The sequence below is a fragment of the Methylocaldum gracile genome, from assembly GCF_053646815.1.
This window is the reverse complement of sequence record NZ_CM132196.1, coordinates 591,642-608,814: the sequence shown is the minus strand read 5'-3', so window position 1 is coordinate 608,814 and position 17,173 is coordinate 591,642. Positions and strand designations below refer to the sequence as shown.

Genomic DNA, 17,173 nt, shown 5'->3' with positions numbered 1-17,173 from the left:
ATGATCGAAAACTTGATCCGCGCCGCCCTGAAGCAGCGACTGGTAGTCGTCATCATCGCGTTGTGCCTGGTCGCGTTCGGCTTCAACGCCATGCAGAACCTATCCATCGACGCCTTTCCCGACGTGACCAACGTCCAAGTCCAAGTGGCCGCCGAAGTGCCCGGCAGCTCTGCGGAAGAAGTCGAGCGATTCGTGACCGTTCCTTTGGAAATCGCCATGACGGGGCTTCCAGGCCTGGTCGAGATGCGCTCGGTGAACCGCAATGCTCTGTCGCAGATCGTCCTGGTCTTCAACGACGAAACCGATGTCTATTTCGCCCGGCAACTGGTGCTCGAACGGCTGATCGAAGCGGCGGAACGCTTGCCGGAAGGCGTCACGCCCGTTCTCGGACCGGTTTCCTCAGGACTGGGCGAAGTCTACCAATACACCCTGGAGCGGCCCGACGACGGCGAACGCGCCCTGACCGAGGAGGAACTGACCGAGCGCAGGACCATACAGGATTGGGTAGTCCGCCCACTGCTCCGCGGCATCCCCGGCGTCGCCGAAATCAACTCGATCGGCGGCTTGGAGCGTCAGTATCAGGTCCTTCCCAATCCCGACCGCTTGCGCCATTACGGCCTGACGCTAAAAGACGTCTATACGGCACTGGCCCTGAACAACGCCAACAGCGGCGGCGGCAAATTGCCGCAATACGCCGAACAATACCTCATCCGCGGCATCGGCTTGATTCACGATGTCGAGGATATCGGCAACATCGTCCTCAAGGAAATCGAGGGCACGCCTATCTATATCCACGATGTCAGCGAGGTTCGCATCGGTCATGCGGTACGTTCCGGCGCCGTGATCAAAAACGGCTACACGGAAGCCGTGGGCGGGATCGTTCTGCAGCTACGCGGCGGCAACGCCAAGGAGATCGTCGGCCGGGTCAAGGAACGGATCAACGAAATCAACGAACAAGGGATGCTGCCGGACGGTCTTAAAATCGTGCCGTTCTACGATCGCACCGACCTGGTGGATGCGGCGATCCACACCGTGACCAAGGTACTGATGGAAGGCATTTTCCTGGTGGTGATCGTGCTGTTCCTGTACTTGGGCGACATCCGCTCCAGCCTGATCGTGGTGGCGACGCTGATCATCACGCCGCTGGTTACCTTCATGGCGATGAACCACTACGGAATCTCGGCCAACTTGATGTCCCTCGGCGGGCTCGCCATCGCCATCGGCATCATGGTGGACGGCTCGGTGGTAGTCGTGGAAAACGCCTTTCACCATTTGGGCGAGGCTAAAGAAACCGGCGAAAGCCGCAGCTTGATCGTTCTGCGCGCCGCCGCCGAGGTGGGCACGCCCGTGCTGTTCGGGGTGGGCATCATCTGCCTGGTGTTCCTGCCGCTCATGACGATGACCGGGCTCGAAGGCAAGATGTTCGCGCCGCTCGCCTACACCATCGCCATCGCCCTGTTCATCTCGCTGATCGTGTCGCTCACCCTGTCGCCGGTGCTGTGCTCCTACCTTCTCAAAGGCGGGGCGGATCACGACACGCGCATCATCGCATTCATGAAGCGACCCTACCTCAAGCTGCTGCACTTTGCCCTGGGCAATCCTTTGAAGGTAGTGGCGAGCGCCCTAGCTTTACTGGCCTGCAGCCTCTTGCTGTTTCCGTTCCTGGGAACGTCCTTCATTCCCGAGATGAAAGAAGGCTCCATCGTACCCGGCATCAATCGGGTGCCGAGCATGTCGCTGGACGAGTCGATCCGCCTCGAAAGCGAAGCCATGCGCCTGGCAATGGAAGTGCCCGGGGTGGCTAAAGCCGTTTCACAATTGGGACGGAGCGAAAGCCCGACCGATCCGCAGCCGGAAAACGAATCCACGCCTATCGTGACGCTCAAGCCCCAGGATCAGCTTCCGGACGGCTGGGATCAGAACGATGTCATGGACGCCATCCGCGAAAAGCTCAAGGTGCTGCCGGGCGTGAATATCGTGATGGCGCAGCCGATCTCGGACCGGGTGGACGAAATGGTGACCGGGGTGCGCTCCGATATCGCCATCAAGCTGTTCGGCGACGAACTGGAAGTGCTGAAGCAAAAGGCCGATGAAATCATCAGGGTGCTCAACTCGATCGAAGGCGCCGCCGACATCCGCGTCGAACGCGTGAGCGGCCAGCAGTATCTCACCATCGATATCGACCGCCAGGCCATCGCCCGCCACGGCATCAACGTGGCCGACATCAACGACATCATCGAGACCGCCATCGGCGGCCGCGTCAGTACCGAAATCTACGAGGGCGAGCGGCGGTTTTCGGCGGTAGTCCGGTTTCCTGAAAAATTCAGAAACAATCCGCAGGCCATCGGACAAATACTGCTGAAATCCCCCAATGGCGCCCTGGTGCCGCTGGAAGATTTGGCCATCATCGAGGTCGTGGACGGACCGGCGCAGATCAGCCGCGAAACTGCCCGGCGCCGTCTGGTGATCGGCGCGAACGTCAGGGGCCGCGATTTGGGCGGCTTCGTCGCGGAACTGCAAAAGGCCGTCGCCGAGCAAGTGAAGCTTCCGGAAGGCTATTACGTCACCTGGGGCGGACAATTCGAGAACCTGGAGCGAGCCATGCACCGCCTGATGGTGATTATCCCCATCACCATCGCGGCGATCTTCTTTCTGTTGTTTTTGCTGTTCAACTCCTTACGCTTCGCCGCCCTCATCATTCTGGTGCTGCCGTTCGCGTCGATGGGCGGCATCTTCTCGCTGTTTCTCACCGGGGAGTACCTCTCGGTCCCGGCCTCGGTCGGCTTCATCACCTTATGGGGCATTGCGGTGCTGAACGGGGTGGTGCTGGTGTCTTATATTCGAGGACTGAGGGAAGATGGGCTGTGCCAGGCGGACGCTATCGTCGAAGGCTGCAGGCAGCGCTTCCGGCCGGTGATGATGACCGCGACGGTCGCGATGCTCGGCCTGGTGCCCTTCCTGTTCGCCACAGGTCCCGGCTCCGAAGTCCAGCGCCCGCTGGCGATCGTGGTGATCGGCGGATTGATCACCTCGACCCTGCTCACCCTGGTGGTGCTGCCGACCCTGTACCGATGGTTCGAAGAAAAACGCATCGAAGCTTGAAAGAGGAGAGTCCATGAAAGAGATCAAAGCCATCATCCAGCCCCAGCGGCTGAGCAAGCTCAGAAACGCATTCCGCCAGATGCGCGGCTTTCCGGGAATGACTGTGAGCCGGGTGGAAGGTTGCAGCCAGCACGAGGAACCGGAAGTCAGCCACGGCATTCGGGAAGAATTGACCGATTTTTCGCCCAAGGTTCGGGTGGAAATCGTCGCCCCGGACGACAAGGTGGATGAGATCGTCCAAATCATCCGTGAAAACTGCCGCACCGGAAAACGCGGCGACGGGATTCTGTGGATCACGGAGACCGGAAGCTTTGAGCGAATTCGGATCGAGTAGAATCCGGCGACGTTTTCACCCGTTAAGTGAGCCGCCTCCGGTCAGGCCCGGAATTCTACCACCACCGGGGCATGATCGGACGGCCGTTCGAGCTTTCTGGGCTCGACATCGATGCGGCAGCCCAAGCAATCGTCGGCCAGCAGGGCACTGACCAGAATATGATCGATCCGCAGCCCCATGTTGCGACGGAACGCATTGAGACGGTAATCCCACCACGTATAGCTCTTTTCGGCCTGATCGAAGCGCCGGAAAACGTCGATTAAGCCTAAATCGAGCAAGGCGCGAAACGCCTCCCGCTCCGGCGTGCTGCAGAGAATCCTCTCGCGCCAGGACTCGGGATCATAGACGTCCCGATCCTCGGGCGCGATGTTGAAATCGCCCAGAACGACCAAGCGCGGGTGACGCTCGAATTCGAGGCGCAGGTAATCGCGCATCTTGGACAGCCAGTCCAGCTTGTAGGCGTACTTGTCCGAACCCACCTCCCCGCCGTTCGGCACGTAAAGATTGACGATCCGGTAGTCGCCGATAGTAACCGCAAGAATGCGCCGCTGAGGATCGTCGAAGCCTGTCGGATCGGTGACCGGATCGCAACAATCGAGCTTGCTGAACACCGCAACGCCGTTATAGGTTTTCTGTCCGCTGTAAACCGAGAGATAGCCGGCCTCGGCCAGTTCCGCGACCGGGAACTCCGGATCGATCATCTTGGTTTCTTGAACGGCAAGCACATCGGGCTGTTCCCGCCCGAGCCAGTTCAAAACGTGGGGCAGACGTACGCGCAGGGAGTTGACGTTCCAAGTGGCGATTTTCATATCACTCAGCCTTCGCCAAGTCAGCCATTTTTTTCTCCAGATTCTTCAACCGCGTCCACATCTCGTGCAAGCGCGGAAAAACCGCCATGTTTTTCAGATATTGCTGTAACGGCTGGGCGGGCCCGCCGGCGTACATGCCGGGCTGCTTGATGCTGTTGTGGAGCCCGGCGCGGTGGAGCAGCACGACGTCGTCGGCCACGGTAATATGGTCCAGGGTTCCGGTCTGGCCGGAAGCGATGACCCTTTTCCCGAACCGGGTCGACCCGGAAATGCCGGTATGAGCGCAGAGAATGCAGTCTTCGCCGATTTCGACGTTGTGGCCGATATGGCACAGGGCATCGATTACGGCTCCTGAGCGTATGATGGTGGCTCCGTAGGTGGCGCGATCGATATTGGTATTGGCGCCGATCACTACCCGGTCCTCGACGATAACCTTGCCGGTGTGCGGAATGCGGTAATTGCGACGGCGCTCGTCCTGGGCGAACCCGAAACCTTCCGAGCCGATCACGCAGCCGGCCTTCAGGATGACGTTGGCACCGATCTCGCACTCGTAGCCGACGGTGCAGCGCGGATGGATCACCGTCTCCCGCCCGATTTTCGCCTTCTTTTCCACCACCGTATTCGCCATGATCACTACGCCGGGGCCGAGACTGACCTCGGCGCCTAGCACCACGCCGGGACCGATCACCGCATCCTCGGGCACCGCGACGCTCTCGTGAATCACCGCGGAAGGGTGAATCCGGGGCCATTCGACATCCCGCACGTCGCGGTCGCCGTAAGTCTGCTTGAGCAGCGCGATGGCCAGGCGCACATTCGGTGCGATCAGCAGAGACGCCCCGGCATCGCTCAATTCTGCGGCGATCGCCTCGGTAGTCACTACTGCGGCGGGCTTCAGTTCACGGACTTGGGGCAGATATTTCACATGATCTACGAACACCAAGTCCCCGGGCGCGCAATCGTCGACAGGCGCGAGGCGGCGGATGACTTGATCAGGTCCGCGGTGGTCGACGATCAGACCCTGAGTCCTGAAACGCTCAAATACTTCCGAGGCGAGTAAATTCATAGATAAATCCAAGTATTTAAGATTGAACGGGAATAATCCTAGAAACGGCAATCGGGTGAGCCGCAGCTTCACCCAAGCGGCGAAGCGGATAAAAGCCGGAATAGCCGGGACTCATGAAGTTCTTCGAGCCCATCGAAGCGGTCAATTGCCCTTTCTAGGATAATATGAAGCCGGAAAAAGGCGGGCAACCCCTTTCGTGGTATCGCAATGCACTTAAGTTAAGCCGTCATTCCCTGCCGGGGTGATCTTAGTCATCTTCACTAACCGGCATCGCGTGGTATCGGCCGCCTGCGCCGAACCCAGTCGAGGTCACGGCTCAAGTGGGACGAGTACGTTTCTCCGCCGATCCGATATCGCGTCGCCCGGATTGCCGGGCAACGCCGCTTTTCATCCTTCGCCGATAAAAGACCTATGGCACGGCCATAGAGGGTCCGGCATGCAACGACTCTTACCGCACCTGGTCAAATCAATGAAAAAACTCGGACCAACTGTCGCCGAGCAAGCCGAAAACGGCTGGGATTTCGCCCAAGGATATCGGCAAACCGATTATTATTGGCGATTTAGTGTAATATTCCCTTCGATTTCTGCTGAGAAATTAAATATTTCGGTTCCGATCCGGCACTTTTAGATCTTTTTAGGTCTAAGGCGCTTTGCTTTATGCGAGAAAAGACTTTGGCCATTGCACCGCAACAGCTAAATCCGCCGGCAACCTACGCGGAATCCATTGAGGAACACCCGTACGAGCGTTTTGCCGATGAACTCGTCAGGCGCGGGAAGGTGCGCGAGGCGGAGATCCACCGCGCAAAACGCTTGGCGGCGCAAGCCGACGAGCAGAAGCTGCCCGCGCTTCTGGCCAGGCTCGGCATCGTGTCCGAGCGCGATACCGCGGAAATATTGGCCGAGGTCGGGTCATTGCCCCTGGTGTCGCCCGCGGACTATCCCGATACCTCGCCGCTTCCCGATACCGTAGCCATCCGTTTTCTCAAGGAAAATCACGTAGTCGGCATAGCCGCCCAAGATAATGAATTCATCGTTGCGGTGGCGGATCCGTTCGATCGCGATCTATTGGCCGCCCTCGCCCTGGCCTGCGAAAAACCCGTGCGGCCGTATGTGGGACTGCCGTCCGAAATCGACCGAGCGCTCGAACAGCAACTCGGTTCCGGAAAGACCCTGATGGGCCAGATTGTCGAGGACCTCGGCAGCGACGAGGAAATCGACGAGGCCGATGTGGAGCACCTCAAGGACCTGGCCTCCGAAGCGCCGGTAATCCGCATGGTCAATCTGATCATGCAGCGGGCGGTGGAGTCGCGCGCCTCCGATATTCACGTCGAACCGTTCGAACAGCGGCTCAAGGTCCGCTTCCGGGTCGACGGCGTGCTGCGCGAGGTGGAAGCTCCGCCGGTCAGATCCACCGCGGCCGTAATTTCGCGCATCAAGATCATGGCCAAGCTCAACATCGCCGAGCGCCGCCTGCCCCAGGACGGACGCATCAAGCTCCAGGTGCAGGGCAAGGAGCTGGATTTGCGCGTCTCCACCGTACCGACCATGTACGGCGAAAGCGTCGTCATTCGTCTCCTGCACAAGGAAAGCATCGTCTTCGATTTTTCGTCCCTCGGCTTCGAGGGAGCCATGCTCGAGCGATTCCTGAACGTGCTGGCGCTTCCCCACGGCATCATCCTGATAACGGGCCCCACCGGCAGCGGCAAAAGCACCACGCTGTACACGGCGCTGCACAAGCTCAATACGCCCGAGCGCAAGATCATCACGGTCGAAGATCCGGTGGAGTATCAGCTGGAGGGCGTCAACCAAATCCAGACCAAGCCCCAGATCGGACTGACTTTCGCCAACGCCCTGCGCTCGATCGTCCGGCAAGACCCGGATGTCATCATGATCGGCGAAATGCGCGATTTGGAAACGGCTCGCATCGCCGTGCAATCGGCGCTTACCGGCCATTTGGTGTTGTCGACGCTGCATACCAACGACGCCGCGGGCGGCGTAACCCGCCTCATGGACATGGGCTTGGAGGACTATCTCATCACCTCCACCGTGAACGGCATCCTGGGTCAACGCCTGGTGCGCCGCCTCTGCCCGAATTGTCGCGAGCCCTATCCCGCCATGGCCGAGATGGTGGAAGAAATGAGGCTGGCGAGGTTCGCCGATGGTCCGGTGGTCCTCCATCACCCCAAAGGCTGCGAGCAGTGCGACGGAACCGGCTATCGCGGACGCCTTGCAATCCAGGAATTCTTGGTCATGAGCGACGGTATCCGCCGTCTGGTGATGAGCCATGCCCAGTCGCGGCAGATCGAGGAACTTGCCCTGCAGGAGGGTATGTACACCATGTACGAAGACGGCTTGCGCAAGGCCGTCATGGGCCTGACCACGATCGAGGAAGTTTTGCGCGTCACTTCGGATAGCTGAGGATTATGGCTCTTTACGTCTACAAGGCCGTGGATCGGGATGGAGAAACGGTGGAAGCGGAGCGCGAAGCCGCCGACGAAGCCACCTTGATCCTGGCCCTGCAAAACGAAGGATTCCTGCCGATTCGGGTAGTGCCGGCGAAATCGCGGCCGTTCGCCTGGTTGAGCCTCAAGCGCAGCAAGAACCGGATTTCCCAGAAACAGATCGCCTTGTTCACGCGCGAACTGCTGACCCTGCTGCACGCCGGGCTGCCGCTCGATCGTGCGCTGACCGTGCTGCTCGAACTGACCGCGAACGAACCGGCTTTGAACGGTCTGATCGCCAAAGTGCTGGATTCGGTCAAGGGCGGCGCGCAGCTGTCCGACGCTCTGGAAGCACAGGGCGGCGTTTTCTCGCGGTTCTATATCAATTTGATCCGTGCCGGCGAAGCGGGCGGCGCGCTGGAACTGGTGTTGGAGCGCTTGTCGGATTATCTGGAACGATCCAAGGAGCTCCGCGATACGGTCACCACCGCGCTGATTTATCCCGCCATCCTGGTCACCATGGCGGTTTTGTCGTTGTTGCTCCTGTTGACCTTCGTGGTTCCGCAGTTCACCGAAATGTTCGAATCCGCCGGCAAGGAACTTCCGGTGCCGACTCAAATCGTAATCGGCGTGGCAGAGGGACTGCAATCCTACTGGTGGGTGCTTCTGATGCTGATCGCGGGCATCGCCAGCTATTTTCGGTATCAGTTCGCGGACCAGGAGCGTCGCCAGGTGTGGGATGCCCGGTTGTTGAACCTGCCTTTGGTAGGAGACCTGATCCGCAAACTGGAAGTCGCCAGTTTCAGCCGCACTTTGGCGACCTTGCTCGCCAACGGTGTCTCCATGCTGGCGGCCCTGACCATCGTCAGGGAGACGCTCGGAAATCGAGTGATCGTCGACGGAGTCGGAGTAGCCGTGGAAAGCCTCAAAAGAGGCGGAAGCCTGTCGGCGCCCCTGATCGAGAGCGGTCTGTTTCCGACCTTGGCCATGCAGATGATCAAGCTGGGCGAGGAATCCGGCCATTTGGCCGAGATGCTGGAACGGGTCGCGGTCACTTACGACAAGGAGATCAAGATTTCCGTACAGCGTATGCTGGCTCTGCTGGAACCCGTGTTAATCGTTGGCCTAGGTCTCATGATCGCCGGAATCATCATCTCGATTTTGATGGCGATCCTGAGCGTCAATGACCTCGCTTTTTAACACGGTTTTTATACCATCCACCCGTTTACCTGATTCCGTTTTACTTATGATTCGTACTCTTATGCAAAAACATCGACATCATCATGGCCGCGCTCAGCGCGGTTTTACCCTGATCGAACTCTTGGTCGTACTGGCCATCATCGGCATGCTGGCCGGCTTGGTCGGGCCTCAGGTCGTCAAGCACCTGGGAGAATCCAAGACCAAAACCGCCAAGCTGCAAATCGAGGAACTCTCTTCCGCGCTCGACATGTACCGGTTGGATGTGGGCCGCTACCCGGCCACCGACGAGGGACTCGCAGCGCTCATCGAGCAACCGAGCAACGCCAAAATCTGGAACGGCCCTTACCTCCGCAAGAAAAGGGTCCCGGTCGATCCCTGGAACAATCCTTATCATTACGCTTCGCCCGGCCAGCACGGAAAATTCGATCTTTTCACCCTGGGGGCCGACAACGCCGAGGGCGGCGAAGGCGAGGACCAGGATATCGTAAGCTGGGAATAGAAAGGCGTGTTCTTCGAATGCCTCGGGCTTGAAAAAAAGACGCTGCAGCAGGCGAGAAATCCATTTGCGCACCGAAAACTCGATAGCCTGAGGTACCCCGTTCGCGCGGTCAAACACAAGGTTCGGCGTCCGCACGCAAGGTTCCGAGCCGAAGCCCGCGGCCCCTCACGGTCGGGCGGATTCACGTTGCTGGAGATGCTGTTGGCGCTGGCTATAGCCGCCGCACTGACGGCGGTGGCGGTACCGAACGTCACGCCGCTTCTGAACCGTGCCCAGCTGACGGCTGCCACGCGGGATATCGCGTCCGGCCTGCGCTATGCACGCGGACAGGCGCTCAGCGGAGCGCGCGAGGCAACATTCGAGCTCGACGTGAACCGCAAAGCCTACCGGGTCAGCGGTCGCCGAAAACATTTTTCACTGCCCGACAGCGTCCGCCTCAGCCTTTACACCGCCGAGAGGGAAGCCGGAGACGAAGGAATCGGCAATATCCGTTTCTTCCCGGACGGCTCCTCGACCGGCGGGCGGGTGACCTTGGAGGCGGCCGGGAAAAAGCGCCTGGTGGACGTGAATTGGCTCACCGGGGAGGTCGTAATCCGTGAAGACTAAACAACGCGGATTCTCCTTGCTCGAAATCCTGGTCGCTTTCGCCATCCTGGCTCTGGCTTTGGGCGTGCTGCTCCGTATTTTCGGCGGCGCCGGACGAATCTCGGGACTCGCCGACAAGTACGCTCGCGCGGTCGTGATCTCCGAATCGCTGCTTGCGGCTGCCGACTTGGAGACCCCTTTGCAGCCGGGCGAAACGAGCGGCGAAATCGACGCGATTTTTCGTTGGACTATGCGCGTAACCCCCTATCAAGGGGAGGAACAGATCCCGTTTGCCGAGAACTTGCCTGTCGCGCCCTATCAGGTGGATCTCAGCATAGAATGGGAGGAAGGCGATGAACCCCGCTTCTTCGAGCTTACGACACTCAGGCTGCTGCCTAACAAAGCAGCAGGAATCAGCAGTTTTTGATGATGACCGCGCATAAGCACCGGACCAGCGCCGGCTTCACTCTGATCGAGGTACTCATCGCCACGACTCTGCTCGGCGTCATGATGCTTTTGTTATTCGGCAGTTTGCGTATCGGGGTAACCAGTTGGGACAGCGGCGAGGACAAAATGGCGCGGGCAAGCCGGCTTTTCCTCGTGGAGAATTTTTTGCGCAACCACATCGGAAGCGCTTTGCCTCTGGTCGAGATGGAAGAGTCCGAAGGCGTCGCCATTTCCTTGAGAGGCGGAGAGGATTGGCTCGAATATGTTTCGACAATGCCGCCGCAGGTCAAGGCCGGCGGTCTATATCGATTCAGATTATATGTCGCTAGGGACGGGCAACATAACGATCTGAAGGTCGCCATGCGGCCGTACGTCTCGAACCCGAATTCGCGCGAAGCCACCGTAGCGGCCGAGCCGATCGAAGATGTATTGCTGCTGGAAAATCTGGATCAAATCAAATTGTCCTACCTGCCGGAAAATCTTCAGACCGCTCAAACAAGCAATTCGACTTGGCTGCCGGAATGGCAGCAGTCTCAGTTGCCGATGCTGATTCAAGTGCAAATCGAACCGGAGCATGAAGAACCCTGGCCTCCTTTAGTGATCGCGCTGCGAACTCACCGATAATGCCTATGGCGTTTCACGCACGAACGGGACAGCAAGGCGTAGCCCTGATTTTGGTGCTCTGGATACTGGCTTTGATGACCATCATGGCGGGCAGTTTCGCGCTGTCGACCCAGCGGGAAACCTCATTGGTGACCAATTCCCGGGAACGCGCCAAGGCGGTTGCCTTATCCGACGGCGGCATACATTACGCCATGTTCATGCTGAGTTTGCCGAATGCGGCGCAGCGATGGCGCGCGGACGGCACTCCTTATCGACTGGCATTGGGCGGCGTTCCCATCGAAGTACGCATTTACGACGAGGCAGGAAAAATCGATCTCAACGCCGCCCGAGAATCGACACTACGGACTATATTGACCAAAGTGACCCAAGACGAAGATCAGGCGGTAAAATTGGCCGATGCCATTTTCGACTGGCGCGACAGCGATGACCTAAAGCGTCTCAGTGGGGCCGAGTCCGCCGAATACCGCGCCGCCGGGCTGGATCAGATGCCGCAAAACCGTAATTTTCTCGTGCTGGAAGAACTCCGCGGCGTTTTGGGAATTACACCGTCGCTATACCAAAAATTGGAGCCCTTTTTCACAGTCTACAATAACGTCGATGGCGTCAACCCGGCAAAGGCCTCGATAACTGTTTTACTGGCCCTGACCGACGGAAACAGCCAGGCGGTGGACAGCTTTCTCGCCGCCCGTGAGAGCGGAACCGGGAATACACCACCTCCTCCGCTTCCCGCCATTCCCGGAATTCGGTTCCACTCGACCGGGGATTCGGTTTACACGATTCTCGCCCGCCCGATATCGCGAAACCATTCCGATCCGCCGGCTATGGCCGTCATCCGACGGGAAGCGAGACGCCCTGGGGGAAGCCCTTTCGTTTTCCTGAGATGGAAACCGCAGACAGTCGGCGTAGCGCTCGACCAATAGCACACATGCAGTACACATGCTGAAACTCGATACGCCGATCAATCTCGATGCCGCAAGATTCTTCCGCTGGTGGAGCGGCGAATTGTCCTTTCTCGTGCCGGCGAAATTGAGAAAACTTCTCGGTGCATCCAGTGAATATCTGATATTGACCAAGGATGACGATGGCGTGAATGCGGTCTACCACAACGATGAAGAGGACCGCCCGCTCGGCTATTTCAGCTTGGACGAGAGCGGCAGCCAAAAACGGGAACGCCTCATAGAAAGCATGCCGACGCTGGCCGAGGCAAAAACAATCCTGCGCTTGACGCCAGGCCAGTGCTTGCGGAAATCGTTAAAGCTTCCGTTGGCGGCCGAAGAAAACCTGAATCAGGTGGCGGCATTTGAAATGGATCGCCTGACGCCATTCAAGAGCGATCAAGTTTATTACTCGGCGCGCCTGCTGGAGCGGTCGCCGACGAATCGGCAGATCAAGGCGGAACTGGTATTGGCGCCCCGCAACAAATTGGATGCCTTGCTGGAAGAATTGGCGGTTTGGGGATGGCGACCGGACGTCGTCGATGCGGCGGGCGACTCCCCGATCGGGGCGTACGATTTATTGCCCGAGCAGTACCGGCCGCCACGCAATCCTTGGCCATACAGAATCAATTTGGCACTTGCCGCTTTGATCGCATCGCTCTTGATCACGCTGGGAGTTCTGCCGATCTGGACCAATCGATCGATCGCACTGGACCTGGAACAGGAAGTGAAAAAGGCCAGCAAGACCGCCAAGGAAGTCGAATCCTTGCGCCAACAAGTAGAGGATTTGGTGCACCAGACGAGATTTCTTCAGCAGAAGAAGCGTACCGAGCCGGCCATGGTGGACATGCTCAAGGAGCTGACCGACGTCATGCCCGATCAAACCTGGCTCAACGGCTTGCAGTACCGGGATCACCGGCTGGTCGTACAAGGACAGTCACCATCCGCTTCGGCCTTGATCGGGCTGATAGAAGCATCGCCGTTCTTTCAAAATACCAGTTTTGTGTCGCCGGTGACAAAAGACATGGCCAGTGGATTGGAACGTTTTCAAATCGCCAGCGAAGTCGTCAACGGGAGGTTTTCTGAAAAACCGGCTGCAACTGAGTAAACCGCAGCTCCTGGCCCTAGGAATCCTAGTCGGTGCCATCGCCCTGCTTTATGTGGTGGCGATTGCCCCGCTGGTCGATCTTGCCCGGGAGTACGGCGAAACCGTCGACGATTTACGGTTTCGTCTGCAACGCTATCAAAAAGTCGCCGCGGAAAAGGACGAGCTGCTCGCCAAGCTGGAACAGATCAAAGCCGCGGGACAGCAGGACGAGCGCTTTATTGCGCGCGATACTGCGGCCTTGGCTTCCGCCGATTTGCAGTCGATGGTCAAAGAGATCGTAAGCCAAGCCGGCGGCGAGCTGACCAGCACCCAGGTGATCCCCGAGCGGAAGGAAGAAAATTTCACGCGAATCGCCGTCAAGATACGTGTCAACGGCAGCACTGACGTATTGCGGGATGTTCTGCACAGCATCGAGACCTCGAAGCCCATGCTGTTCGTGGAGAACATCAATATCCGGCCGATTCGGATGCCGCGCAATCCGGCGACCAAGCAGTCCCAGCCGGTCGATAAGCTGAGCGTGGACTTTGACGTTATCGGTTACATGCAGGGCAATTAAGCCATGACCAAGTGGGCCCGCGACAATTTACTCAGTTTGATTTTGGCCGGCATTGCAAGTGTGCTGCTCATCGGCGTCGCCGTCGAATCGGCGGTGTTGAAAAACAAGCGATCGATCGCGGCGACACCTTCGGAAAAAGCCGCGAGTCAGGAAGCAACCGAGCCGGTCGACGCCGAAGATTTCGAACTGCCCGACATTCAGGAATACGAAACGATCGTCGAGCGCCCGTTATTCATGGAAGGCCGCCGCCCCGGAGCGGAAGGAGGGGAAACAACGGCTACGGCGACACCGGATATGCCTCTGACCGTGAAGCTGATGGGGATCGCTTTCACTCCGACCGACAAGACTGCCCTCCTGGTAGACGCCAAAGGCAAGTACAAACGCTTGAAGAAAAACGGTTCGATCGAAGGTTGGACATTGGTCGAGTTCGCCCCGGATAAAGTAACGCTGCAACGTGACGACGAACAACGAGAGCTGATGCTGCTCAAACCCAAACCCAAGACTGCACCCGCTCAGGCGACACCAGGACAGCCTCAGCAAGTCCCGCAGCAGCCATCACCTCCGAGGCCGGCGACACGTCCGCCTGCGCCTCCGCCTCCTCCGGCGGTTGAAGAAACAGAGGAAGAACCCGAAGTCATAGAGGAAGAGGAAACGGCTGAGGAAGAAGCCGAAGGCGTAGAGTAGTAACAATATCTTCAGCGATTAGGAATACCGAGTCTCATGAGGGCGTGAAAAATCCACTCATGAGGCTTTTTTGATGCAAAGAGGAAAGCTTCCCGTTCCGGTGTCACCAATGGCTGTAGCCATGATCAGATGGCGGTTCTTTCCTGGAGCGCATCCGGTATGCTCTGCTTCAGCTGCCTTCATGGAGGGCGGAGTCGTTGCAAGTGGTCGACGTGCTGCGTCTTATCCGGGGAGAGAAAGAAACCTTTGCTTTCACTTTTCTGCTCGAAAGATGCCGGAATGGCGATTTTTCGAGATTTTACCGAGTAGTCATTCGTGTTGAATCATGGTGATAAATCGTAGAATGCGGTTCGGGTATTCACCGCATCCTGCAAAACAATGCTTTAGATAGACTGACGACCAGACATCAAAAACGAAAAGAGTCCATGCGCAAAACAACAAATCGATTCATAGTTGCACCGCTGGTGGTTGCCTTGGGGTTCTCCGGATGCGAATACATGGGACCTGCTGCGACAAAGCCTGAATTGCCGGCAAATCTCGCCATCGATACCGAAAAGACCGAAGCGGAGATTACGCCTATCCAAACCGAACCCCTGGAGGCGCAGCCCGTCAGGCCTCCCGAGTACTACCCTGCCACCGGCGGTTTGATCGGCCCCGGAGCGCCTGCCGAAAGGCGGCCCGCTAAAGAGGGAAAATACACGCTTAATTTCGACGATGCCGACTTGGGCGAGGTGGCCAAGGTCATACTGGGCGATATGCTGAGAGTCAATTACGTGCTTAGCCCCAAGGTAGCAGGCAAAGTAAGCCTCCAGACAGCGCGTCCCCTTACCGATGCGGAGCTGATCCCCACGCTGGAAATGCTGCTCAAAATGAACGGCGCAGTACTGATTCGCGACCAAAACCTGTACCGCATCGAACCGGACGCCACGGCGACGATCAACGCTCCCGGTGCCCGGCTCGGCGTACCCAGCCAGGCGCTCCCCTCCGGCTATCAGTTGCGGGTCGTACCATTGCGCTACGTGGGCGTGCAGGAAATGCAAAAGGTCATCGAACCGATGATGCCGCCCAAGTCCATCATCCGCGCCGATGAGACCCGAAATATCCTGGTACTCGCCGGCACCGGAGAGGAATTGGAAGGCGTGCTCGATACGATCCGCCTCTTCGACGTGGATTTCATGCGCGGCATGTCGGTCGGCTTTTATCCGCTTCGAAACGTCGAACCTTCGACGATAGCGCAAGAGCTGGACAAAGTGTTGGGCGACACGGCCAAAGGACCTCTGGCCGGTGTAGTCCGCTTATTGCCCATCGAACGGCTCAACGCCATCTTGGCGGTGACTCCCCAACCGCATTATTTGGACGAAGTGGAAACCTGGGTGGAAAGACTCGACCGCTATAGCACCACGCGAGTGGGTGGAATTCACGTTTATCGGGTGCAGAACGTGGATGCCGTGGAATTGGCCGAAACCCTCAGCGGTATTTTCGGCGAGGGAGTTGCGCAGCGGAGAGCGCCCAGACCTTCTATAAGCCCGGGAATGACAGGTACGGAAATCGGTGCGTTCGGCGCCGGTGCGGCGGGCGGCATTGGCGATCAGGACGGATCTTCGTTCGGTACTACCGGGACATCGCAACCTACCCGTGGCTTCGGCTCCACGACCGGAAGCGATACGATCGGCGGCACAACGACGGGCGGTACTCGCCGAACCGGCGGATTGGGAACAGGCACCGGTATCGGCACGGGCACGGGAATAAGCGGGGTCACCGGCAGGCGAGGCGCCAACGGCACCCGACAAGCACGCCGCTCCGCCGTCGCCGAGTTCGGCGAAATGCGCATCGTTGCCGATCCCTCGAACAATGCCCTGATCATCATCGCCAAAGCCCAGGAATACCAGGAGATCGAGGCAGTCATCAAAGCTTTGGACGTGACTCCTTTGCAGGTTCTGATCGATGCGTCTATCGTCGAGGTGACTCTGGATGACGAGTTACGGTACGGACTCAGATGGTTCATCCAGCACGGCTCGGGAGCGGCCGTACTCCGCAATCCACTCGCCGAAGTGCTGCAGGAGGCGGCATTGGCAGGGGGATTTACTTATTCCTTGGTAGCCGCCTCCAGAGATATCCGGGTCATGCTCGATCTCTTGGCGAGAGATCGCAAACTGAACGTCCTGTCCTCGCCTTCGTTGATGGTTCTCAACAATCAAGAAGCAACCATCAAGGTGGGCACCCAGGTACCGATCCTGACCGCCTCATCCGTCCCGACTACTGCCGGCGCCGCGACCAACCCCATCGTCACGAGCCAAATTCAGTATCGCGACACGGGCGTCAACTTGAACATCAGGCCTCGGGCCAACGCGGGCGGACTGGTCACTCTGGACGTCGAGCAGAGTGTGGATGACGTAGGTGAAGCCTCATTCGGAGACACCCGATCGCCCTCGTTCTTCCAAAGGCAGATCAAGAGCAGCATCGCAGTCAGGAGCGAAGACACCATCGCGTTGGGAGGATTGATCAGCGAAAATGCGGAGCAGAATAGAACCGGCATCCCGATACTGTACAAGCTTCCCTGGATTGGCCCCTTATTCGGGTCGACCAGCAAAACGAAGCGGCGCACCGAACTCGTGATACTGCTCACCCCGCGCGTCGTCGAAAACCGGGACAAGATCAGGAACATCACCAACGAGTTTCGCCGCAAACTGACCGGCTTGTACGAGGCCAAGCCTGCACCGGCAGAACCTCCTCGTCCCGCGCGCTGATCGGAGTAATCGGCGGCGGTAAACGCTCCGGCGCGGTTA

General features: G+C 58.5%; 15 protein-coding genes. 13 read left to right on the top strand and 2 right to left on the bottom strand.

The window, feature by feature from the left end; all coding sequences use genetic code 11:
- Window positions 1–3,102, top strand: coding sequence for an efflux RND transporter permease subunit (locus ACWJJK_RS02645; RefSeq protein WP_454128624.1), 3,102 nt, complete (start codon window positions 1–3; stop codon window positions 3,100–3,102).
- Window positions 3,103–3,115: 13 nt separating this feature from the next.
- Window positions 3,116–3,436 carry a P-II family nitrogen regulator gene (locus ACWJJK_RS02640; RefSeq protein ID WP_077732735.1) on the top strand — a complete coding sequence of 107 codons (321 nt, stop codon included), beginning with the start codon at window positions 3,116–3,118 and terminating at the stop codon, window positions 3,434–3,436.
- A 41-nt stretch (window positions 3,437–3,477) separates the two neighbouring features.
- Here ACWJJK_RS02640 and xth read toward each other — a convergent pair whose 3' ends face one another.
- Both xth and lpxD read right to left on the bottom strand, forming a co-directional pair.
- The gene (gene xth, locus ACWJJK_RS02635) at window positions 3,478–4,245 is read right to left on the bottom strand and encodes an exodeoxyribonuclease III (RefSeq protein ID WP_156880831.1); all 768 of its coding nucleotides are present in this window, start codon (window positions 4,243–4,245) and stop codon (window positions 3,478–3,480) included.
- A gap of 1 nt (window position 4,246) precedes the next feature.
- The gene (gene lpxD, locus ACWJJK_RS02630) at window positions 4,247–5,308 is read right to left on the bottom strand and encodes a UDP-3-O-(3-hydroxymyristoyl)glucosamine N-acyltransferase (RefSeq protein ID WP_077732733.1); all 1,062 of its coding nucleotides are present in this window, start codon (window positions 5,306–5,308) and stop codon (window positions 4,247–4,249) included.
- A 657-nt stretch (window positions 5,309–5,965) separates the two neighbouring features.
- On the opposite strand from lpxD, the gene gspE reads away from it, so the two are divergent.
- The 11 genes from gspE (at window position 5,966) to gspD (ending at window position 17,134) form a co-directional block, all read left to right on the top strand.
- Window positions 5,966–7,726: a type II secretion system ATPase GspE gene (gene gspE, locus ACWJJK_RS02625; RefSeq protein WP_077732496.1), complete on the top strand. Its 1,761-nt coding sequence runs from the start codon at window positions 5,966–5,968 to the stop codon at window positions 7,724–7,726.
- 5 nt (window positions 7,727–7,731) lie between these two features.
- Window positions 7,732–8,949, top strand: a complete 1,218-nt coding sequence (locus ACWJJK_RS02620; RefSeq protein WP_454128623.1) for a type II secretion system F family protein — start codon at window positions 7,732–7,734, stop codon at window positions 8,947–8,949.
- A 61-nt stretch (window positions 8,950–9,010) separates the two neighbouring features.
- The gene (gene gspG, locus ACWJJK_RS02615) at window positions 9,011–9,448 is read left to right on the top strand and encodes a type II secretion system major pseudopilin GspG (RefSeq protein ID WP_077732498.1); all 438 of its coding nucleotides are present in this window, start codon (window positions 9,011–9,013) and stop codon (window positions 9,446–9,448) included.
- Window positions 9,449–9,454: 6 nt separating this feature from the next.
- Window positions 9,455–10,054: a GspH/FimT family protein gene (locus ACWJJK_RS02610; RefSeq protein WP_276205421.1), complete on the top strand. Its 600-nt coding sequence runs from the start codon at window positions 9,455–9,457 to the stop codon at window positions 10,052–10,054.
- Window positions 10,044–10,460 (top strand): type IV pilus modification PilV family protein, encoded by a 417-nt coding sequence (locus tag ACWJJK_RS02605; RefSeq protein WP_077732499.1) that lies wholly within the window; start codon window positions 10,044–10,046, stop codon window positions 10,458–10,460. The genes ACWJJK_RS02610 and ACWJJK_RS02605 overlap by 11 nt, the downstream gene beginning before the upstream one ends.
- Window positions 10,460–11,104, top strand: a complete 645-nt coding sequence (locus ACWJJK_RS02600) for a prepilin-type N-terminal cleavage/methylation domain-containing protein (RefSeq protein WP_077732500.1) — start codon at window positions 10,460–10,462, stop codon at window positions 11,102–11,104. The genes ACWJJK_RS02605 and ACWJJK_RS02600 overlap by 1 nt, the downstream gene beginning before the upstream one ends.
- Window positions 11,105–11,109: 5 nt before the next feature.
- Window positions 11,110–12,024, top strand: a complete 915-nt coding sequence (locus ACWJJK_RS02595; RefSeq protein WP_166642577.1) for a type II secretion system minor pseudopilin — start codon at window positions 11,110–11,112, stop codon at window positions 12,022–12,024.
- Between the two features lie 16 nt (window positions 12,025–12,040).
- Complete coding sequence (locus tag ACWJJK_RS02590; RefSeq protein WP_077732502.1) at window positions 12,041–13,147, top strand: PilN domain-containing protein; 1,107 nt, start codon at window positions 12,041–12,043, stop codon at window positions 13,145–13,147.
- A complete protein-coding gene (gene gspM / locus ACWJJK_RS02585) occupies window positions 13,071–13,703 on the top strand; it encodes a type II secretion system protein GspM (RefSeq protein WP_077732532.1) in 633 nt (210 codons plus the stop codon). Before ACWJJK_RS02590 ends, gspM begins: the two co-directional genes overlap by 77 nt.
- 3 nt (window positions 13,704–13,706) lie before the next feature.
- The gene (locus tag ACWJJK_RS02580) at window positions 13,707–14,387 is read left to right on the top strand and encodes a hypothetical protein (RefSeq protein ID WP_077732503.1); all 681 of its coding nucleotides are present in this window, start codon (window positions 13,707–13,709) and stop codon (window positions 14,385–14,387) included.
- Between the two features lie 425 nt (window positions 14,388–14,812).
- Window positions 14,813–17,134, top strand: coding sequence for a type II secretion system secretin GspD (gene gspD / locus ACWJJK_RS02575; protein WP_454128622.1), 2,322 nt, complete (start codon window positions 14,813–14,815; stop codon window positions 17,132–17,134).
- Window positions 17,135–17,173: the final 39 nt, after the last annotated feature.